We start from the raw sequence: 14,454 nt of genomic DNA, 5'->3' as shown, positions 1-14,454 counted from the left end.
TTTATCATAAAAATCCTCTAAGCTCAGATGACTTCCAATTCCATCTGTATGCTTAGAGGATTTCGTATTAATGTGTTTTATGATTCTAGTTGATTTGATTAGTCATCAACTGCACCAGCACCAGCTTCTTGACGGTTGCGCCAAACATGGACCGCAACACCTAAGAGAGCCCCCAGAACAGCTGGCAGCAACCATGACATCCCCATGCTTGCCAATGGTAATTTCATCCGCCAAGCGGCAACCATCTGACCAAAGGCGCTTTGAGAAACTACCTTTGGGAAGGCAACGACCATGTCACCCAGGGCTGGAACAACGGTGAACAAAACAACGAAGAAGTAAACGACGCTGTCACGGTTGAACAGTGGTGACAGAACGGACAGGAGGATCAGAACTAAGACCAGTGGGTAAAGGAACATCAGCATTGGAGTCGACCAAGCGATGATCGTGTCCAAACCAAAGTTAGCGGCTAAGAATGAAGCCAGAGTGGTTAAGGCTAACCAAACGTGGTAGGAAACCTTTGGGAAGTGCTTGTGGAAGTCTTGTGCAAAGGCTGCGACCAGACCAACAGCAGTGGTTAAGCAGGTAACGGTGATCAATACGGCTAATACGACTTGACCAAAGACACCACCGTAGTAGTTAACGATTTGAGTAAAGGCAACCCCACCATCGGCAGAGAGCTTGAAACGACCCAGTGACATCGCACCAGTAACGATCAGAAGCAGGTAGATAGCAGCAACAGCACCCATTGCAACCATCCCGGACTTAGCAACAACCTTTGCGACTTGGTTACCGCTCTTAGTACCCATTTGGCGAACGGCGTGGACAACAGTGACCCCGAATGCCAAACCAGCTGGGGCATCCATCGTGTTGTAACCTTGTAAGAAACCATTGACTAATGCGTTGTGCAGGTAAGCACTGGTTGCTGGTACTGACATTGGGTTGCCCAGTGGACGCAGGAAAGCAACCAGGAACATAACGAACAGTAATGCTAAGAATGCAGGGTTCAAAACCTTACCAACGTTAGCCAGGATGCTATTTTCGTGGTATGAGAATGCAAAGGCTAACAGGAAGAAGACGGCTGAGAAGACTAACAGGGCAACTTGTTGATGTGCTTTGTCAACGAACGGTGCGACCCCAACGGTGAAGGAAACAGAAGCCGTCCGTGGCGTCCCAAACAATGGCCCGATGGTTGCGTGAATCAAAACCATGAATACCAAGGCGAAGGCTGCACCCAGTGGCCGACCAACATCATAAACCCCTTCAGAACGGGTAACAGCAATTGCCATTACGGACAGCAGTGGCAACAGCACCCCAGTAACCAGGAAACCAACTGCAGCGCCAACCCAGTGGCCACCGGCTAATTGTCCTAAATGCAGTGGGAAAATCAAGTTACCAGCACCGAAAAACAGACCAAACAGTAATGAACTGACTACCAAGTATTGTTTTGTAGTCAAACGATGGCGTGTTACTAAATCTTCCATTTGAAATACCTCCCTAGTGAAAAATGAATAATTGCTCTTCATTTCGAACGCAATAAAAAAGTCCCTTGATCAAACTCGATTGATCAAGGGACGCTGGTGCGTGTTACCACCCTATTTTCGCGGCCGTATTGCTACGACTGCCTCTGCACGTACGGCCAAAAAGGCGATACGCAGACACGATAATGGGTGTTACCACCACGCCTTGGTTGGCGCGGACTCGAAAGTGATTTTCACTATTTTCAACTGTTACCCCCTCACACCTAACAGGGCTCGCTGAAACTTGAAAACAGCTACTCTTCTTTCTCATTGTGTTCGAATAATTAATTTATGCTTTGTATTCTAATCATTCTCTAATAATGTGTCAACCCTTTTTTAGAAATTTTTTTCGTTACAGGCAATATGCTAGAATGAAAGTCAATATTATGAACGAAAGAAGGCCCATTATGGCTCCATATCAGCATCGCCATCGCCATCCCCATCATCAGCCAAGCGTCCAAGTCCAGGTTGGTGACCGCTTTCCCCTAACCATCCGCAAAATGGGCGTCAACGGCCAGGGAATCGGTTATTTCAAGCATAAGGTCTGCTTTGTCCCTGGTACCTTAACTGGTGAGGTGGTCGTGGCCGAGGTCACCAACGTCCATCCGCGCTTCCTGGAGGCAAAGATCCACCGCCTGCGTAAGGCCAGTCCTAACCGGGTCCAACCACGAGATGCCTATGCCAACACTGCTGGTGGTTTTGAATTCGAAATCATGAAGTACCCCGCACAATTAAGATTCAAACGGCAGGTCGTCTTAGACAGTCTGGCCAAGTTTAAACCACTGGGGTATCGCCACTATCAGGTAAAGCCAACCCTGCCTGCAGAGCCCCAATACGGCTACCGGAACAAGGCACAGTTCCAAGTCCGCCAACAAGACGGCAAGTTGGTAATGGGCCTGTATGCACCGAATAGCCACACCGTTGTCGACATGCCGACCTGTGCCGTCCAGATGCCCGGTATCATGACCGTGATGAATCACGTTCGCCAGATGATCAGTGACTTGCAGATCCCCGTCTATGATGAGGAGCAGAACAGCGGCATCATCAAAACGGTCGTGGTTCGTGAATCGATGGCCAACGGTGACATCCAGCTCACCTTCATCACCAACAGCCCGAAACTGCTGAAGAAACACCAACTGCTGGTCCGGATCCAGGATGAGTTGCCCCAAGTGGTCTCCGTTCTGCAAAACATCAATCCCGGCGCCACTTCGACTGTGTGGGGACCGACTACCAAGCTTTTAGTCGGTCAGCGCACCATCACTGAGAGCTTGATGGGTCTAGACTTCCACCTTTCGGCTCCATCTTTTCTCCAGCTCAATCCTTACCAAACCGAGAATTTGTATGAGGAGGCCGCCAAAGCACTGGACCTATCGAAAGACGACACTTTGATTGACGCCTATGCAGGGGTGGGCACCATTGGCCTCTCCCTTGCCAACCGGGTTAAGGAGGTATTGGGGATGGAAATTATCCCCGAAGCCGTCGAGGATGCCAACGCTAACGCCCAATTGAATGGAATCGACAACGCTCGTTATGAAGTGGGCGCCGCCGAGGACCTCTTGCCGAAATGGCAGGCTGAAGGCCACCAATTCGATGCTTTGGTCGTCGATCCGCCACGAACTGGATTGGATGCACACCTGATCGATGCCATCCTCACCGCCAAGCCGCGCAAGTTTGCTTATATCTCCTGCAACATGGCCACCATGGCCCGTAATTTGGCCAGATTGGCGCCAACCTACCACGTTGACTACATCCAGCCAGTCGACATGATGCCGCAGACTCCTCGCTGTGAGGCCGTTGTTAAACTATCACTAAACAAGTAAGAAAAGGGCTCTAGCGTTCGGATCGTCCGAACACTGGAGCCCCTTTGTATACTGCGCTAAAGCATTTTTATCAGGATGTTTTGTTTACTTGAAAAAGTGTTGAATAACCTGTTTGTAGGTTTGAATGGTTGCTAAGTAACTGGAGATGGTCGTGAATTCGTCTACCTGGTGGGCAACTGACCATTCGTCAGCCCCTAATACGATGACAGGCAGGTCCTGGTGATGTTTGACAAAGACGGAGGCATCCGTGGCACCGTTGATCGTCTTCAGCTCAGGCGTTGAATGCCCCTCGCAGCTGGCAAAGGCATCTCGTGCATCGCTCAATACGGATTGGACGAATTGGCTCTGCGGATCAGAAGCGACCGGCCACCAGTCGTTCAAGATTTCGAAATGCAGCTGGGCCTTTTGTTGCTGGTTCAACTTAGCCACTTCGGCTTTAATCCGGGCAGTGACCTGGTCGTTATTGAAGGTCCGGGTCGGCCGAATGTTGCCGCGTAATTCAGCGCTATCCGGGATGGTATTAACCTGATCGCCACCCTTGATGATGGTGACACTGTGCTTGACCTGGCCTAAGTAAGGGTCGTCTTTAGCATCGTCAAAGAGGGTCCGTTCATCGACACAATAGTCAACCAAGCCCTCCAAGGCATTAATACCGCGTTCTGGAGCGGAAGAGTGAACAGACTTGCCGACGCTGGTAATCCGGTAATTGTAGGAGCCAGAGTGTGCGTAAACCACGTTGCCGCCGGTTGGTTCACCGACCAGCAAAGCGGAGAGATCCTTCGCAATTCCGGCCGCTTCAAGCCGGTTGGCCCCAGGTGTCCCGTATTCTTCACCGGCAGTCGCGATGAAACGAACGTGACCGTTAATCTTGCCCGCCTCGTTAAGTTCAATCAAGGCGATGACCTGGGCTGCCAAGCCGCTCTTCATGTCGGCTGCACCACGGCCATAGAGCTTGTCGCCGTCAATTTCGGCGGCCAGTGGCTGGTGGTGCCATTCTGACAGGTCACTCAGTGCAACGGTGTCCATGTGACCGGTAATCCCTAAGACCGGCTCGCCGCTGCCAAAGTCAGCAACGAGGTTGGCACGGTGGTCACCAAAGGCATCGACACGGCTGTCAATTCCATGCCGCTTGAACAAGTCGTGCAAGTAGTTAGCCACTTCGATTTCATTGCCATTAACCGAATTAATCTTAATTAAATCCGTCAAAATTTGAATGCGTTCTTCACGTTCCATTCAATCGCCTTCCTTATCCATTCACGATTAACGATCCTGGTGGTTCAGCCGTTTAGCCAGCCAATCACCAACTAATTGCACAATCAGCACTAATAACAGAACCAGAATTGTGGCGACAAGCGTCACGTCATTGTTGAAACGGTTGTAACCATAAGAGATGGCAGTGTTACCTAAACCACCGGCACCAATAGCACCAGCCATTGCCGTTAAGCCAATCAAACTAATCAACGTTACTGTGGAAACCCGCACCAGTTCGGAACGTGCTTCACGCAAGTAGACATCAAAGATAATGTCGGTATTCGTTGCCCCTAATGCTAGGGCGGCTTCAACCTTGCCGTTGTCGACGCTTTCTAGGGCCACTTGCACCTGCCGGGCGTAGAAGGGAAAGACCCCCAGTGACAGTGGCACTAAGGCCGCCGTCGTCCCAATCTGCGTGCCGACGATCAATTGCGTAAATGGTGCAATGAAGGCCAGCAAGATGATGAATGGGATGGCCCGGAACAGCGAAACGATCTTATCACAAAGGCCGAACCAGAAACGGTTTTCCATGATGCCACCCGGCTTGGTAACGACCAGGATGACACCAAAGATCATCCCTAACAGGCCACCAAAGACAGCCGGCCAAAAAGTCATGAACAAGGTCTGCCAAATAGCAGTTCCCCAGCCGCTGTCACCGCCCCAGCCAAGGTTGGCAACGTTGGGCAAGTATTTTGTGATCAACTCAGTCATTCCAAATCCCCCGATCATCAATCTTCGTTACTTCAACATTTTCGCCTTTAAGCAGCGTTTGTACCTGATTCAATTGGTCCGGATCGCCCTTAACCAGGATGAACATCGTGCCCACTGGTTCATTTCCCAGAACTTCGATGTTCCCGTACAGCATTGAAACGTCCACGTGCAGTTGTTTATACAGGTCCAAGATTACTGACTTCGTGACGTTAGCAGCACTGAAGACCACTTGGAAAAGCTGTTCGTTCGGTGCCAATGCGCCTAAATTGAAGGCCTTGAGCGTTTCCATGGCTGCCAGTGAGCCACCAACGAATTGCCGCGTCAATTCCTTCTTTGGCCGCAGGTAGACGTCGCGCAGGTTCCCCTGTTCGATGATCTGCCCTTTTTGCATAACGGCGATCTTGTTGGCCACCCGCTTGACGGCATCCATTTCGTGGGTGATTAAAACGATCGTCAACCCTAGTTTGTTGTTCAGGTCCTTCAAGAGGTCCAAGATTTGGTTGGTGTTCCGCGGGTCCAAAGCTGAGGTAGCTTCGTCCGAAATCAGGATTTCCGGATCATTGGCTAGCGCCCGGGCAATTGCCACCCGCTGTTGTTCACCACCAGACAGCTGAACCGGATAAGCTTGGGCTTTGTCTTTCAAGCCCACCATGTCGAGGAGTTTTAACGACTTGTTTTCCAGCTCATCATCCGAAAGATCACTGTGTTTCAGCGCGAAGATCACGTTGTCCTGAACGGTATTTTCGTTCAACAGGTTGAAGTGTTGGAAAATCATCCCAATGTTGCGCCGCGTTGCCTGCAGGTCCTTCTTGGCGATCTGTTGCTGGCCATCGGCAAATAAGACCTTGCCAGCCACCTTAACTGTCCCTTGAGTGGGCTTTTGCAGCAGGTTGATCGTCCGTACCAGGGTGGACTTGCCGGCGCCGGAATAACCAACCACGCCGAAGATATCACCCTTTTCTACGTGCAGGGTTACGTCAGACACGGCATGCACTGCCGGTTCCTTGTCCTGCTGAAAGGTCACACTTAGATGATCTAAACTGATGATGTCTGCCATACTTGCTCCTCCTTAACTTATTTCAGGTTCAAGTCCCAAGCAGTCCGTTGGGTGTCGCCGTAGTACTTCTGGTAGAGCTTCTTAACTTGAGTCGTCTGGTAAGCCTTTACGACGTCCTTGTAAGCTTGCTTGTTCTTGTCCTTCTTGTTAGCAACAATGATGTTGATCCATTGTTCTGAGTCCTTGTTAACTGGTTCAGTGTAGATAACCTGCTTCTTGGTCAACTTAGCTGGTACCGCGTAAGTATTGTTAACAACGGCGGCATCAACATCGTTCAATGCCCGAGCACATTGGTCAGCTGACAGTTCCTTGATCTTCAGGTTGTGAGGGTTCTTGTCGATGTCAGCCACAGTAGCTAACTTGCCGGTGCCCTTCTTAAAGGTGATCAGGCCGGCGTTCTTCAGTACGTATAATGCACGGCTTTCGTTTGAAGCATCGTTAGGTACCGCGATGGTTGCGCCATCAGGCAGATCCTTGATATTGTGATACTTCTTGGAGTAAAGACGAATTGGTGCGATGATCGTCTTACCAATTGAAACCAGGTTACCATGGTTGGCCTTGTTCCAAGCGTCCAGGAATGCTTGGTGCTGGAAGGCGTTCAGGTCAACGTCGCCGTTCTTCAGGGCTTTGTTAGGCTGGTTATAATCGGTGAAGTTTTTCAGCTTAATCGTGACCCCATATTTGTCTTTAGCGGTCTTTTCAACTTGGTTCCAAATCTTTTCGTCGTCATTGGATAAGGCAACGACCCCAACGGTAACGGTCTTGGCTTGTTGTGAACGGTGATGGGCAAAACCAACGATCCCACCAATGATCACAACTGCAGCAATTACTAACCAAATAATTAAATTCCTTCTTCTTTTTCTCATAAACATCGATCCCCTTTTTCTAATGTTTGCCAATCAACCGAATACCAAGCAACAAAAAAATCGCCCTTTATCAAATTTGATAAAGGACGATTTGTTCGTGATACCACCTTTAGTTCGTTGTTTTCTCGCAAAAACAACCTCACTAACTGACTCAACTGAATCAGCTTGCACTAATAACGTGTGCAGTTCCGTCACTGGCTAATTAGTTGCCAGCGCCATTCCAAGCCCATCTTCAGGAACTTTCACCACTCCTTTGCACCAACCAGGAGCTCTCTTAAGGTGGCCATCACCCTACTCTGCTTTTCGATATGTTTCGTATTCGATTGATTGATTATCTGTATTGTAGCCTATTTTTAATTATCGTCAAGGGTTTTCTCAGAATTTTCTCAGAAAAAGTTTATTTCTTGGCATCAGCTGACAAAATCGACCGCCATTGATCCATCGTCGTTTCTTCGCTAAAGGTTGCCAAATGCTCGTATGCACCGTCACTCAAGCGGTCTTGCAAGTCGTTATCCGACAATACCTTAACGGCCTGCTGTGCCAGCTTATCCTCATCGTTGACGTTAACCAGGTAACCATTGACGTCGTTTTGGATAAACTCAGCTGGCCCATATTGGTAGTTGAAGCTGACCACTGGAACACCATGACTTAATGCTTCGGCCATTGCCAACGGCTGGACGTCACTCATCGATGCGTCCATCAATAAGCCAGCCTGGTCATAAGCGGACGTCAGATCTGGCTGGTAACCGGCAAATTCGACAATGCCATCCAGGCCCAGCTGGTGGCGCAGATCTTCGTATGATTTAACTTCCTGCGGATCACCATAGCCGTAAATGCACAAGGTGGCATTCTTAACCCGGTTGTGAACCTGCTGGAAGGCGCGCAGGAGCCGGTTGATCTGCTTGTCGCCACCCAGACGACCCACATAGATCACGTGGTGGCGGTCCCGTTTATCCATTGCGACGTGCGGAAGGTCTTGTGGTACTGGGCTGCCGTTGATTACGGTAATTGGGGCGTGCTTAGTCAACCGCCGCTCGAGGTTTTCCTTCTGGGCATCGGTCATCGTGATAATACCGGCCCAGTCCTTGGCATGGTTGACTAAGGCGTCCTGGATCATCACGTTCAGTGGACCCTTCTTCAGATTGTTGCCACTGTCGACTTCTGGAATTGCCATCCATAAGTAGCTTTTAACATTCGACTTCATCTGCAGGATCGGGTTAATGGTGATTGCCGGCCGGTCAGCCACAAATTGGTTGCCCTCGCCGTTTTCCTTGTTCAATTCATCCAGAAAGAAGGTAAACAGGTCATCTTGGCTGTCGAAGCACCACTGTTGGCCCTTGTAATCAGGCAGTACCCAGCGCGAATTGATCGGCGTGTTTTGGACTGACTTAACATAGTAGCTTTCCAGATAGATTGACCCGTCCGGCCGGTGGTAGCTTTCATAGAATTTATTGCCATCCAGGCCAAAGGTTTCCATCTTCGACATGAAGCCCCGGTAATCGTAGGTCTTACGCAGGGTCAGGTTGCCGCTGTCGTCAAAGTAGTCAACGTGGTCAACCAATGCCACTTCGCCGCCAATGAAATGGACTTCGGCTACAAGCCGGTCGCCATTTTTGACTTCACGAAAGTTGTTACCGCTGCCCACTTGGTATTCGTTTGAGAAATGCAGGTCTTCCACGTGGCATTGGTGTACAGGGTAGTCGCACGTGTTGGCAAAGAAGTCGAACATGTCAACCACGGAGTCCCGCTTGATATTAAAGCGTTTCAGGTTCTGTTCCAAAAGCGGCAGGTAATCTTTTAAGACTAGCTTGGCAGGTTCATTAAACTTATCAAACAGTTTGAGCCGCTTCATTTCGGCATGTTCAATGCTGGAGTTGTTAGTCAGTAAATATTGGTTTACGAAAAAGATCATGCTTTCTGCCACTTCCTTACGTCTTCAATTACTTGTTCCCACAGGCCCATCACGGTGTCTTCGGAATAACGACGGCTATCTTCATAAGCAAATTCGCTCATCTTGCTCAGCCGGTCTTGGTCGCTCAACAAGGAGATGATTGCTTTCTTCAAGCCATCCAGGTCGCCATTTTGCGTCAACAGACCGCTCTTCTGGTCAACGATGACGTCGCGCGGCCCGTACTTGATATCGTTGGCAATTGCCGGCAGACCGTGTGAGATCGCCTCAACCAATACCAGCGGCAACCCTTCGGCACGACTTGGCAGAACCATTAACTGAGCATGGTCTTCTACCTCGGCGATGTTTTCACTGTAGCCCTTCAGCTTGACGGACTTCTCGATACCTTCGTCCTTGATGATCTTCTTCAGCTTCTGGTCGAAGTTATCGTTGGCATAACCCCATAGTTCCAGCTTGGCATCCGGAATGGCCTTCAATACATCGGGCCAAACCTTCAATAATTGGTCTTGTTGCTTCTCTGGGGACAGCCGCGCAATGGTGACTACCAAATCCTTCTGACGCGAGTTAAACGGCACGTGAGGCGCGTTTAATTGCTCATCAGGTACAATTGGCCCAGGGATCCGGTAGAACTTCACATCGGGCCAACGCTTCTTCAGATCGCCCAGTTGATATTCGGTCAAGGAGATCACGCCATCCCAGTCATGGATGTTATTCAGTGCCCAGGTGTAGTTGAAGTTCAGCGTGGAGTGCATGATGTCATCTGGGTTGTTCAAGTGCGCGTTGTGCAGCTGCAATACGCGGAAGACCCGTTGCTTCATGTTCATGACTGCCCAGCCGACTTCAAAGCTCCGGTCAACGATCAGGCCCACCGGTTCGCCATTCGTATAACGTTCGTCTTGAACCAATTCGTCATAGAAGAACCGGGTCAATTCGGCGAAGTTCGGGAACTGGTAATCGTGTCCCTTGTAGTTGAAGAGGTGGTAACTAGTCTCCTGCTTGCCCCGCATGTTGTTATGATTGGTCAACTGCAAAGCCAGACTGCCATCGGGGCGGAAATAATTCTGGGTGTTGATGTTGCCGTCCCAGTCATAGAGCTGGTCAACCGACAGGAAACCACGGTGGTCATACCAGGACACCTTGATCAGCTTGCCATAACGATCGAAATACTGCTCGTTCATGACATGGTGATCGGCGCCACGACGGACATAGACCATCCGTTCCTTGCCCTGATAGAAGTTGTAGCTATCCCCATCGCTCTTACGTTTCCAGCTCGGGTCCAGGTGCAGGTCTTGAATCGTCACCTTCCGATCCTTCACGTTGACGGCATCTTGGAAGTAATCAAACAGGTTCACAAAGTCTTCATCCTTAACGCCCGCGGCCCGGGTTACAGAATGCAGTTCGTTGGAATACTGTCTGGTCACAATTTTCGCGGATTGATGGTGGCTCCGGAATAAACGCAGGCGTTCCACCTGAGCATGCTCAATCCCCGACATATTGGTTTGGATATTATCGTTTAAGAAAAAAAGCATTTTTCCCATCCTTTTTTGATACTTCAATAAAGAGTTTAACACGAGAAAGAACAGAATACTGGAACAGTTTCGCTGTAACAGTTAAACTAAGTGATATGATGATTTTTAATGTGGAGGTGCCGATTTGCAAAATCCATTTGGCAATAACAACAATCGTAATACCAACGACCTGTTGAACAACCTGCCGATCCCGCCAAATTACGCAAAGGTTGTCAATGATGATGGAAACATCCGCATCTCTAAGGTTGGTATTTCATGGACGACTTTCTGGTTTGGGCCTTTGCCCGCACTGTTCCGCGGCGACTACTACAACTTCTGGCTCATGCTGGTACTGGACGCCGACTACACGCTGGTCGGTTTGTTCTTCCACCTGAATTGGTTCTTCACGTTCCCGTGGCCGACTTTTGTCTTTGCCTTCTTCTACAACATGATGTTCTTCCGCCACTCCTTCACCCTGGGTTATCGACCAGCGGATCAACATTCACGCGAACTACTAATTCAAAGTCGTTACTTAAAAGAATAATAAATTAAATATAAATAAAAAACTGCGGCAAGTTTCCATCTTGTCGCAGTTTTTTGTAGCCATTTGTAACCGGGTACTAAAGCATAAATATAGCCGGGTTACATTTTCATATTAACTAGTTACGCGTCATAAATCAACACAATTTCGAAAACGTTTTCAATTAACTAGTACTTTACTAGACAGCGGCCGTGGTGCCCACAATTTTGGCCCGCCGCAGCAAAAGCGAAGAGGTGACGACCGAAACGGAACTGAAGGCCATCGCCAACCCTGCAAGCTCGGGACTGAGGGTTAAGCCCATGCCAGCAAACAGACCCGCAGCGATCGGGATACCAATGAGGTTGTAGATCAAAGCCCAGAACAGGTTCAACTTGATGCGGTTGAAGGTCTTCCGGCTGATCTCTAAGGCCCGGACCACACCCATCAGGTCATTTTGAACCAGTACCATGTCACCGGATTCAACCGCAATATCGGTACCATTACCCATGGCGATGCCCACATCCGCCATAGTGAGGGCTGGTGCGTCGTTGATACCATCACCAACGAAAGCGACCAGGCCGTCTTTACGTAAGTCATGCACGCGATCGGCCTTCTCGTTAGGCAGGACGCCCGCAAAGACTTGATCAATGCCCACCTGCTTGGCAATGGCTTGGGCAACTTTTTCGTTATCGCCAGTGATCATCACGGTCTTCAACCCGCGGGCCTTCAGCAACTGGATGGCTCGCTTGGCATTGGCTTTCGGGGCATCCTGCATTGCAATCATGCCGATCACTTGGTCATCTTGACCGACCAACACCACCGTTTGACCCGCTTGGCGCAAAGCCGTGAGCTGGTCTTGGTCAGTAGTTGACAGCTGTTTATCTGATAGCATCCGTTCGTTGCCGACCCAAATGAGGTGGCCATTGGCATTGGCACGCACTCCCGCAGCCGTTACTGCTTGAAAGTCGTCGACCGGCAGTTGAGTAACATGTGCTTGTTTGGCTGCCTGCAAGATGGCGTTGGCTAACGGGTGCTCCGATTGCGCCTCCAAACTGGCCGCAATCTGTAAGACTTCCTTCTCTTCGCCAATGATCTTGGTGACCGTTGGCTGACCCTGGGTGATGGTGCCCGTCTTATCAAAGACCACCGTCGTTAGCTTGTGAACTGCTTCCAGTGCCGTACCGTCCTTGATCAGCACACCCATCTTAGCGGCGCGGCCAGTACCCACCATCAAAGCAGTTGGCGTGGCCAGGCCCAGTGCACAAGGACAAGCAATAACGACGACTGCGACCGCAAACAGCAGCGCAGAGACGACATTGGCGCCCAACAATACATACCTGACCACGAAGGTTAAGATGGCCACAATCAAGACTGCTGGCACGAAAATGCCCGCAATTTGATCCGTCAGTTTTTGAATTGGCGCATGACTGGTCTGGGCCTTTTTAACCATCGCCACGATCTGGGAAAGCATCGTGTCTTCACCAATCTTGCTGGTCTTGACCACCAGTGCGCCGGTTTGGTTGATCGTTGCGCCAACGACCGAATCGCCAACCTGTTTGCCCACCGGCATGCTTTCACCTGTGATCATGGACTCGTTGACCGTACTCTGGCCCTTAACGACAACACCGTCAACTGGGATTTTTGCCCCAGGTTTTACTTGAACCAAGTCGCCCACTTTTACTTGGTCAAGCGGCAGCTGTTGCCAATGACCGCCACGTTGAACGGTTGCGTCTTTTACCTGCAGGTCTGCTAATTTTCCCAGAGCATCTGCCGCATGGGCATGCATCCGCTCTTCCATCGCGTCACCAAGCAGGACGAAAATGGCCACAAAGGCTGCGCTCTCAAAGTAAACAGGCCGATTAGTCAGCATTGCAAAGAGACTGTATGTGTAGGAAATGATCGTCCCTAACGCTACCAGCGTGTTCATGTTTGCCTGGTGATGGGTGAATGCCGCCCATGCGCTCACCCAGTATGGCCACGCGGCGATTGCCATGATTAACGTGGTGGTAACAAAGGCGATGGGAACATAGAAAGGCATCATCCAAGAAAAAGGCATCGCGAGCATTTGCACCAGCATTGGCAGCGCCAGGACAAATGAGATCCAAAACCTTTTCATTGAACTAAGCTTCATTATTTAACAACAACCTTTCCATGGAACATGTTCATTCCGCAGGCAAAGTCATATTCACCAGCTTTGTCGGTCGGAATTTGCACCGTTGTCTGGGGCTTCTTTGTCAGGTCCTTATCAACTCCCAGGTCATCAAAAACCACGTGTGACAGACATGCAGTTGAGTCCTTGAGTTGGAAGTTAACCTTGCCTGGCATACCTTTCTTCAAGACCACCGTTTGCGGGCTGTAGCCACCCTTAACGACCACTGTTGCCGCTTGGCCCTTTTGCCCAACCTGCGCATTGGCAGTTGATTCCTTATGTGGAGCCAGGAACCAGTAAGCGATAAATGCGATTGCCATTAATGCAACTAATACAACTAGGATTTTCATAATATCCGCCACCTTTTTCGTTTACAAATGTAATTCTAATTATCATTATAGTGATTCGTTTACAATTGTCAACGAAGATGCAACAAAAAAACTTCAATCTCCAAAAACATGAAGATTGAAGTTGTCATTAGTAATCTGCGCTAATGTTTCCCGTGAAACAATTAGTGTTCTTCACCCCATTTGTGCGGGTCATCATGCCATGCCTGCAGCGATGCCAACTGTTCATCGTCAATGTAGTGATGGTTGCTGGCCATTTCCAGCAGGGCCGTCAAAGTCGTAACTGTGTAGTAAGGAATACCAGAGCCCTTAAACTGCTTGTCCAATTCTGGCAGTTCATCGTCAAACACAGCGACTACACCAGCGACGATACCACCAGCATTTTGGATCACTTTGATGGCCTTCATTGCCGTCACACCAGTAGCCAAATTGTCGACAACCAGAACTACCCGTTGACCCTTTTCCAGGACACCAGCAATCTGTGAGCCATCTGCCTGCAGGTCAACATAAATCATGCTCTTCTGCAGCCGTTCAGCAACATAAGCTGCGTGAGGAATTCCAGAAATTGCCAAACCGGCGATTACGTCAACATCATCCAAGTGGTGCTTGATTTGTTCCGTTAAGCCCACGCTGATGTTCCGCCGCACGTATGGGTAGGAAATGGTGTAGCGACTGTCAGTGTTCAAAGGCGTCTTCATCCCGTTAGGCCAAACAAAAGGATGATCTGGCCGCAATGTAACGGCATGGATGTCTAATAAGTTCTTTGCCACAATTTCGCGTTGTCCAAGCATAATTTAAT

General features: G+C 49.6%; 12 protein-coding genes and 2 other annotated features. Of the genes, 2 read left to right on the top strand and 10 right to left on the bottom strand.

Annotation, left to right across the window (positions count from 1 at the left end):
• Positions 1-98 precede the first annotated feature (98 nt).
• Positions 99-1,481 (bottom strand): branched-chain amino acid transport system II carrier protein, encoded by a 1,383-nt coding sequence (brnQ, locus tag IV45_RS07450; protein WP_057742247.1) that lies wholly within the window; start codon positions 1,479-1,481, stop codon positions 99-101.
• An 83-nt stretch (positions 1,482-1,564) separates the two neighbouring features.
• Positions 1,565-1,797: a binding site (T-box leader), on the bottom strand.
• Positions 1,798-1,924: 127 nt separating this feature from the next.
• On the opposite strand from brnQ, the gene rlmD reads away from it, so the two are divergent.
• On the top strand, positions 1,925-3,337 hold the full coding sequence (rlmD, locus tag IV45_RS07445) for a 23S rRNA (uracil(1939)-C(5))-methyltransferase RlmD (protein ID WP_057742244.1): 1,413 nt from the start codon (positions 1,925-1,927) through the stop codon (positions 3,335-3,337).
• 84 nt (positions 3,338-3,421) lie between these two features.
• Here rlmD and IV45_RS07440 read toward each other — a convergent pair whose 3' ends face one another.
• The 6 genes from IV45_RS07440 to IV45_RS07415 all read right to left on the bottom strand — a co-directional run bounded on the left by IV45_RS07440 (position 3,422) and on the right by IV45_RS07415 (position 10,660).
• A complete protein-coding gene (locus IV45_RS07440) occupies positions 3,422-4,570 on the bottom strand; it encodes an ArgE/DapE family deacylase (RefSeq protein ID WP_057742241.1) in 1,149 nt (382 codons plus the stop codon).
• A 27-nt stretch (positions 4,571-4,597) separates the two neighbouring features.
• Entirely contained in the window at positions 4,598-5,317 is a 720-nt protein-coding gene (locus tag IV45_RS07435; protein ID WP_420806394.1) for a methionine ABC transporter permease, read from the bottom strand.
• Positions 5,292-6,356 carry a methionine ABC transporter ATP-binding protein gene (locus IV45_RS07430; RefSeq protein WP_057742236.1) on the bottom strand — a complete coding sequence of 355 codons (1,065 nt, stop codon included), beginning with the start codon at positions 6,354-6,356 and terminating at the stop codon, positions 5,292-5,294. The genes IV45_RS07435 and IV45_RS07430 overlap by 26 nt, the downstream gene beginning before the upstream one ends.
• Before the next feature lie 17 nt (positions 6,357-6,373).
• The gene (locus tag IV45_RS07425; RefSeq protein WP_057742233.1) at positions 6,374-7,222 is read right to left on the bottom strand and encodes a MetQ/NlpA family ABC transporter substrate-binding protein; all 849 of its coding nucleotides are present in this window, start codon (positions 7,220-7,222) and stop codon (positions 6,374-6,376) included.
• 79 nt (positions 7,223-7,301) lie between these two features.
• Positions 7,302-7,538 (bottom strand) — a binding site (T-box leader).
• An 81-nt stretch (positions 7,539-7,619) separates the two neighbouring features.
• Positions 7,620-9,134, bottom strand: a complete 1,515-nt coding sequence (gene asp1 / locus IV45_RS07420; protein ID WP_057742230.1) for an accessory Sec system glycosyltransferase Asp1 — start codon at positions 9,132-9,134, stop codon at positions 7,620-7,622.
• Positions 9,131-10,660, bottom strand: a complete 1,530-nt coding sequence (locus IV45_RS07415; protein ID WP_057742228.1) for a glycosyltransferase — start codon at positions 10,658-10,660, stop codon at positions 9,131-9,133. Before IV45_RS07415 ends, asp1 begins: the two co-directional genes overlap by 4 nt.
• Before the next feature lie 124 nt (positions 10,661-10,784).
• On the opposite strand from IV45_RS07415, the gene IV45_RS07410 reads away from it, so the two are divergent.
• Entirely contained in the window at positions 10,785-11,183 is a 399-nt protein-coding gene (locus IV45_RS07410; protein WP_057742225.1) for a hypothetical protein, read from the top strand.
• 175 nt (positions 11,184-11,358) lie between these two features.
• Here IV45_RS07410 and IV45_RS07405 read toward each other — a convergent pair whose 3' ends face one another.
• The 3 genes from IV45_RS07405 to IV45_RS07395 form a co-directional block, all read right to left on the bottom strand.
• Positions 11,359-13,290: a copper-translocating P-type ATPase gene (locus IV45_RS07405; RefSeq protein WP_057742223.1), complete on the bottom strand. Its 1,932-nt coding sequence runs from the start codon at positions 13,288-13,290 to the stop codon at positions 11,359-11,361.
• On the bottom strand, positions 13,290-13,658 hold the full coding sequence (locus IV45_RS07400; protein WP_057742220.1) for a cupredoxin domain-containing protein: 369 nt from the start codon (positions 13,656-13,658) through the stop codon (positions 13,290-13,292). The genes IV45_RS07405 and IV45_RS07400 overlap by 1 nt, the downstream gene beginning before the upstream one ends.
• A gap of 161 nt (positions 13,659-13,819) precedes the next feature.
• Positions 13,820-14,446 carry an orotate phosphoribosyltransferase gene (locus IV45_RS07395; RefSeq protein ID WP_057742218.1) on the bottom strand — a complete coding sequence of 209 codons (627 nt, stop codon included), beginning with the start codon at positions 14,444-14,446 and terminating at the stop codon, positions 13,820-13,822.
• Positions 14,447-14,454 lie beyond the last annotated feature (8 nt).

It is taken from the genome of Limosilactobacillus secaliphilus, assembly GCF_001437055.1.
GTDB classification, from domain to species: domain Bacteria; phylum Bacillota; class Bacilli; order Lactobacillales; family Lactobacillaceae; genus Limosilactobacillus; species Limosilactobacillus secaliphilus.
The sequence above is the reverse complement of the archived record's forward strand: the minus strand, read 5'-3'. Positions and strand labels throughout refer to the sequence as shown.

Excerpts from the sequence above, each read along its gene's own strand:
- brnQ (WP_057742247.1), bottom strand. The coding sequence starts at position 1,481 with ATGGAAGATTTAGTAACACGCCATCGTTTGACTACAAAACAATACTTG.
- rlmD (WP_057742244.1), top strand. The coding sequence starts at position 1,925 with ATGGCTCCATATCAGCATCGCCATCGCCATCCCCATCATCAGCCAAGC.
- IV45_RS07440 (WP_057742241.1), bottom strand. The coding sequence starts at position 4,570 with ATGGAACGTGAAGAACGCATTCAAATTTTGACGGATTTAATTAAGATT.
- IV45_RS07435 (WP_420806394.1), bottom strand. The coding sequence starts at position 5,317 with ATGATCGGGGGATTTGGAATGACTGAGTTGATCACAAAATACTTGCCC.
- IV45_RS07430 (WP_057742236.1), bottom strand. The coding sequence starts at position 6,356 with ATGGCAGACATCATCAGTTTAGATCATCTAAGTGTGACCTTTCAGCAG.
- IV45_RS07425 (WP_057742233.1), bottom strand. The coding sequence starts at position 7,222 with ATGAGAAAAAGAAGAAGGAATTTAATTATTTGGTTAGTAATTGCTGCA.
- asp1 (WP_057742230.1), bottom strand. The coding sequence starts at position 9,134 with ATGATCTTTTTCGTAAACCAATATTTACTGACTAACAACTCCAGCATT.
- IV45_RS07415 (WP_057742228.1), bottom strand. The coding sequence starts at position 10,660 with ATGCTTTTTTTCTTAAACGATAATATCCAAACCAATATGTCGGGGATT.
- IV45_RS07405 (WP_057742223.1), bottom strand. The coding sequence starts at position 13,290 with ATGAAGCTTAGTTCAATGAAAAGGTTTTGGATCTCATTTGTCCTGGCG.
- IV45_RS07400 (WP_057742220.1), bottom strand. The coding sequence starts at position 13,658 with ATGAAAATCCTAGTTGTATTAGTTGCATTAATGGCAATCGCATTTATC.
- IV45_RS07395 (WP_057742218.1), bottom strand. The coding sequence starts at position 14,446 with ATGCTTGGACAACGCGAAATTGTGGCAAAGAACTTATTAGACATCCAT.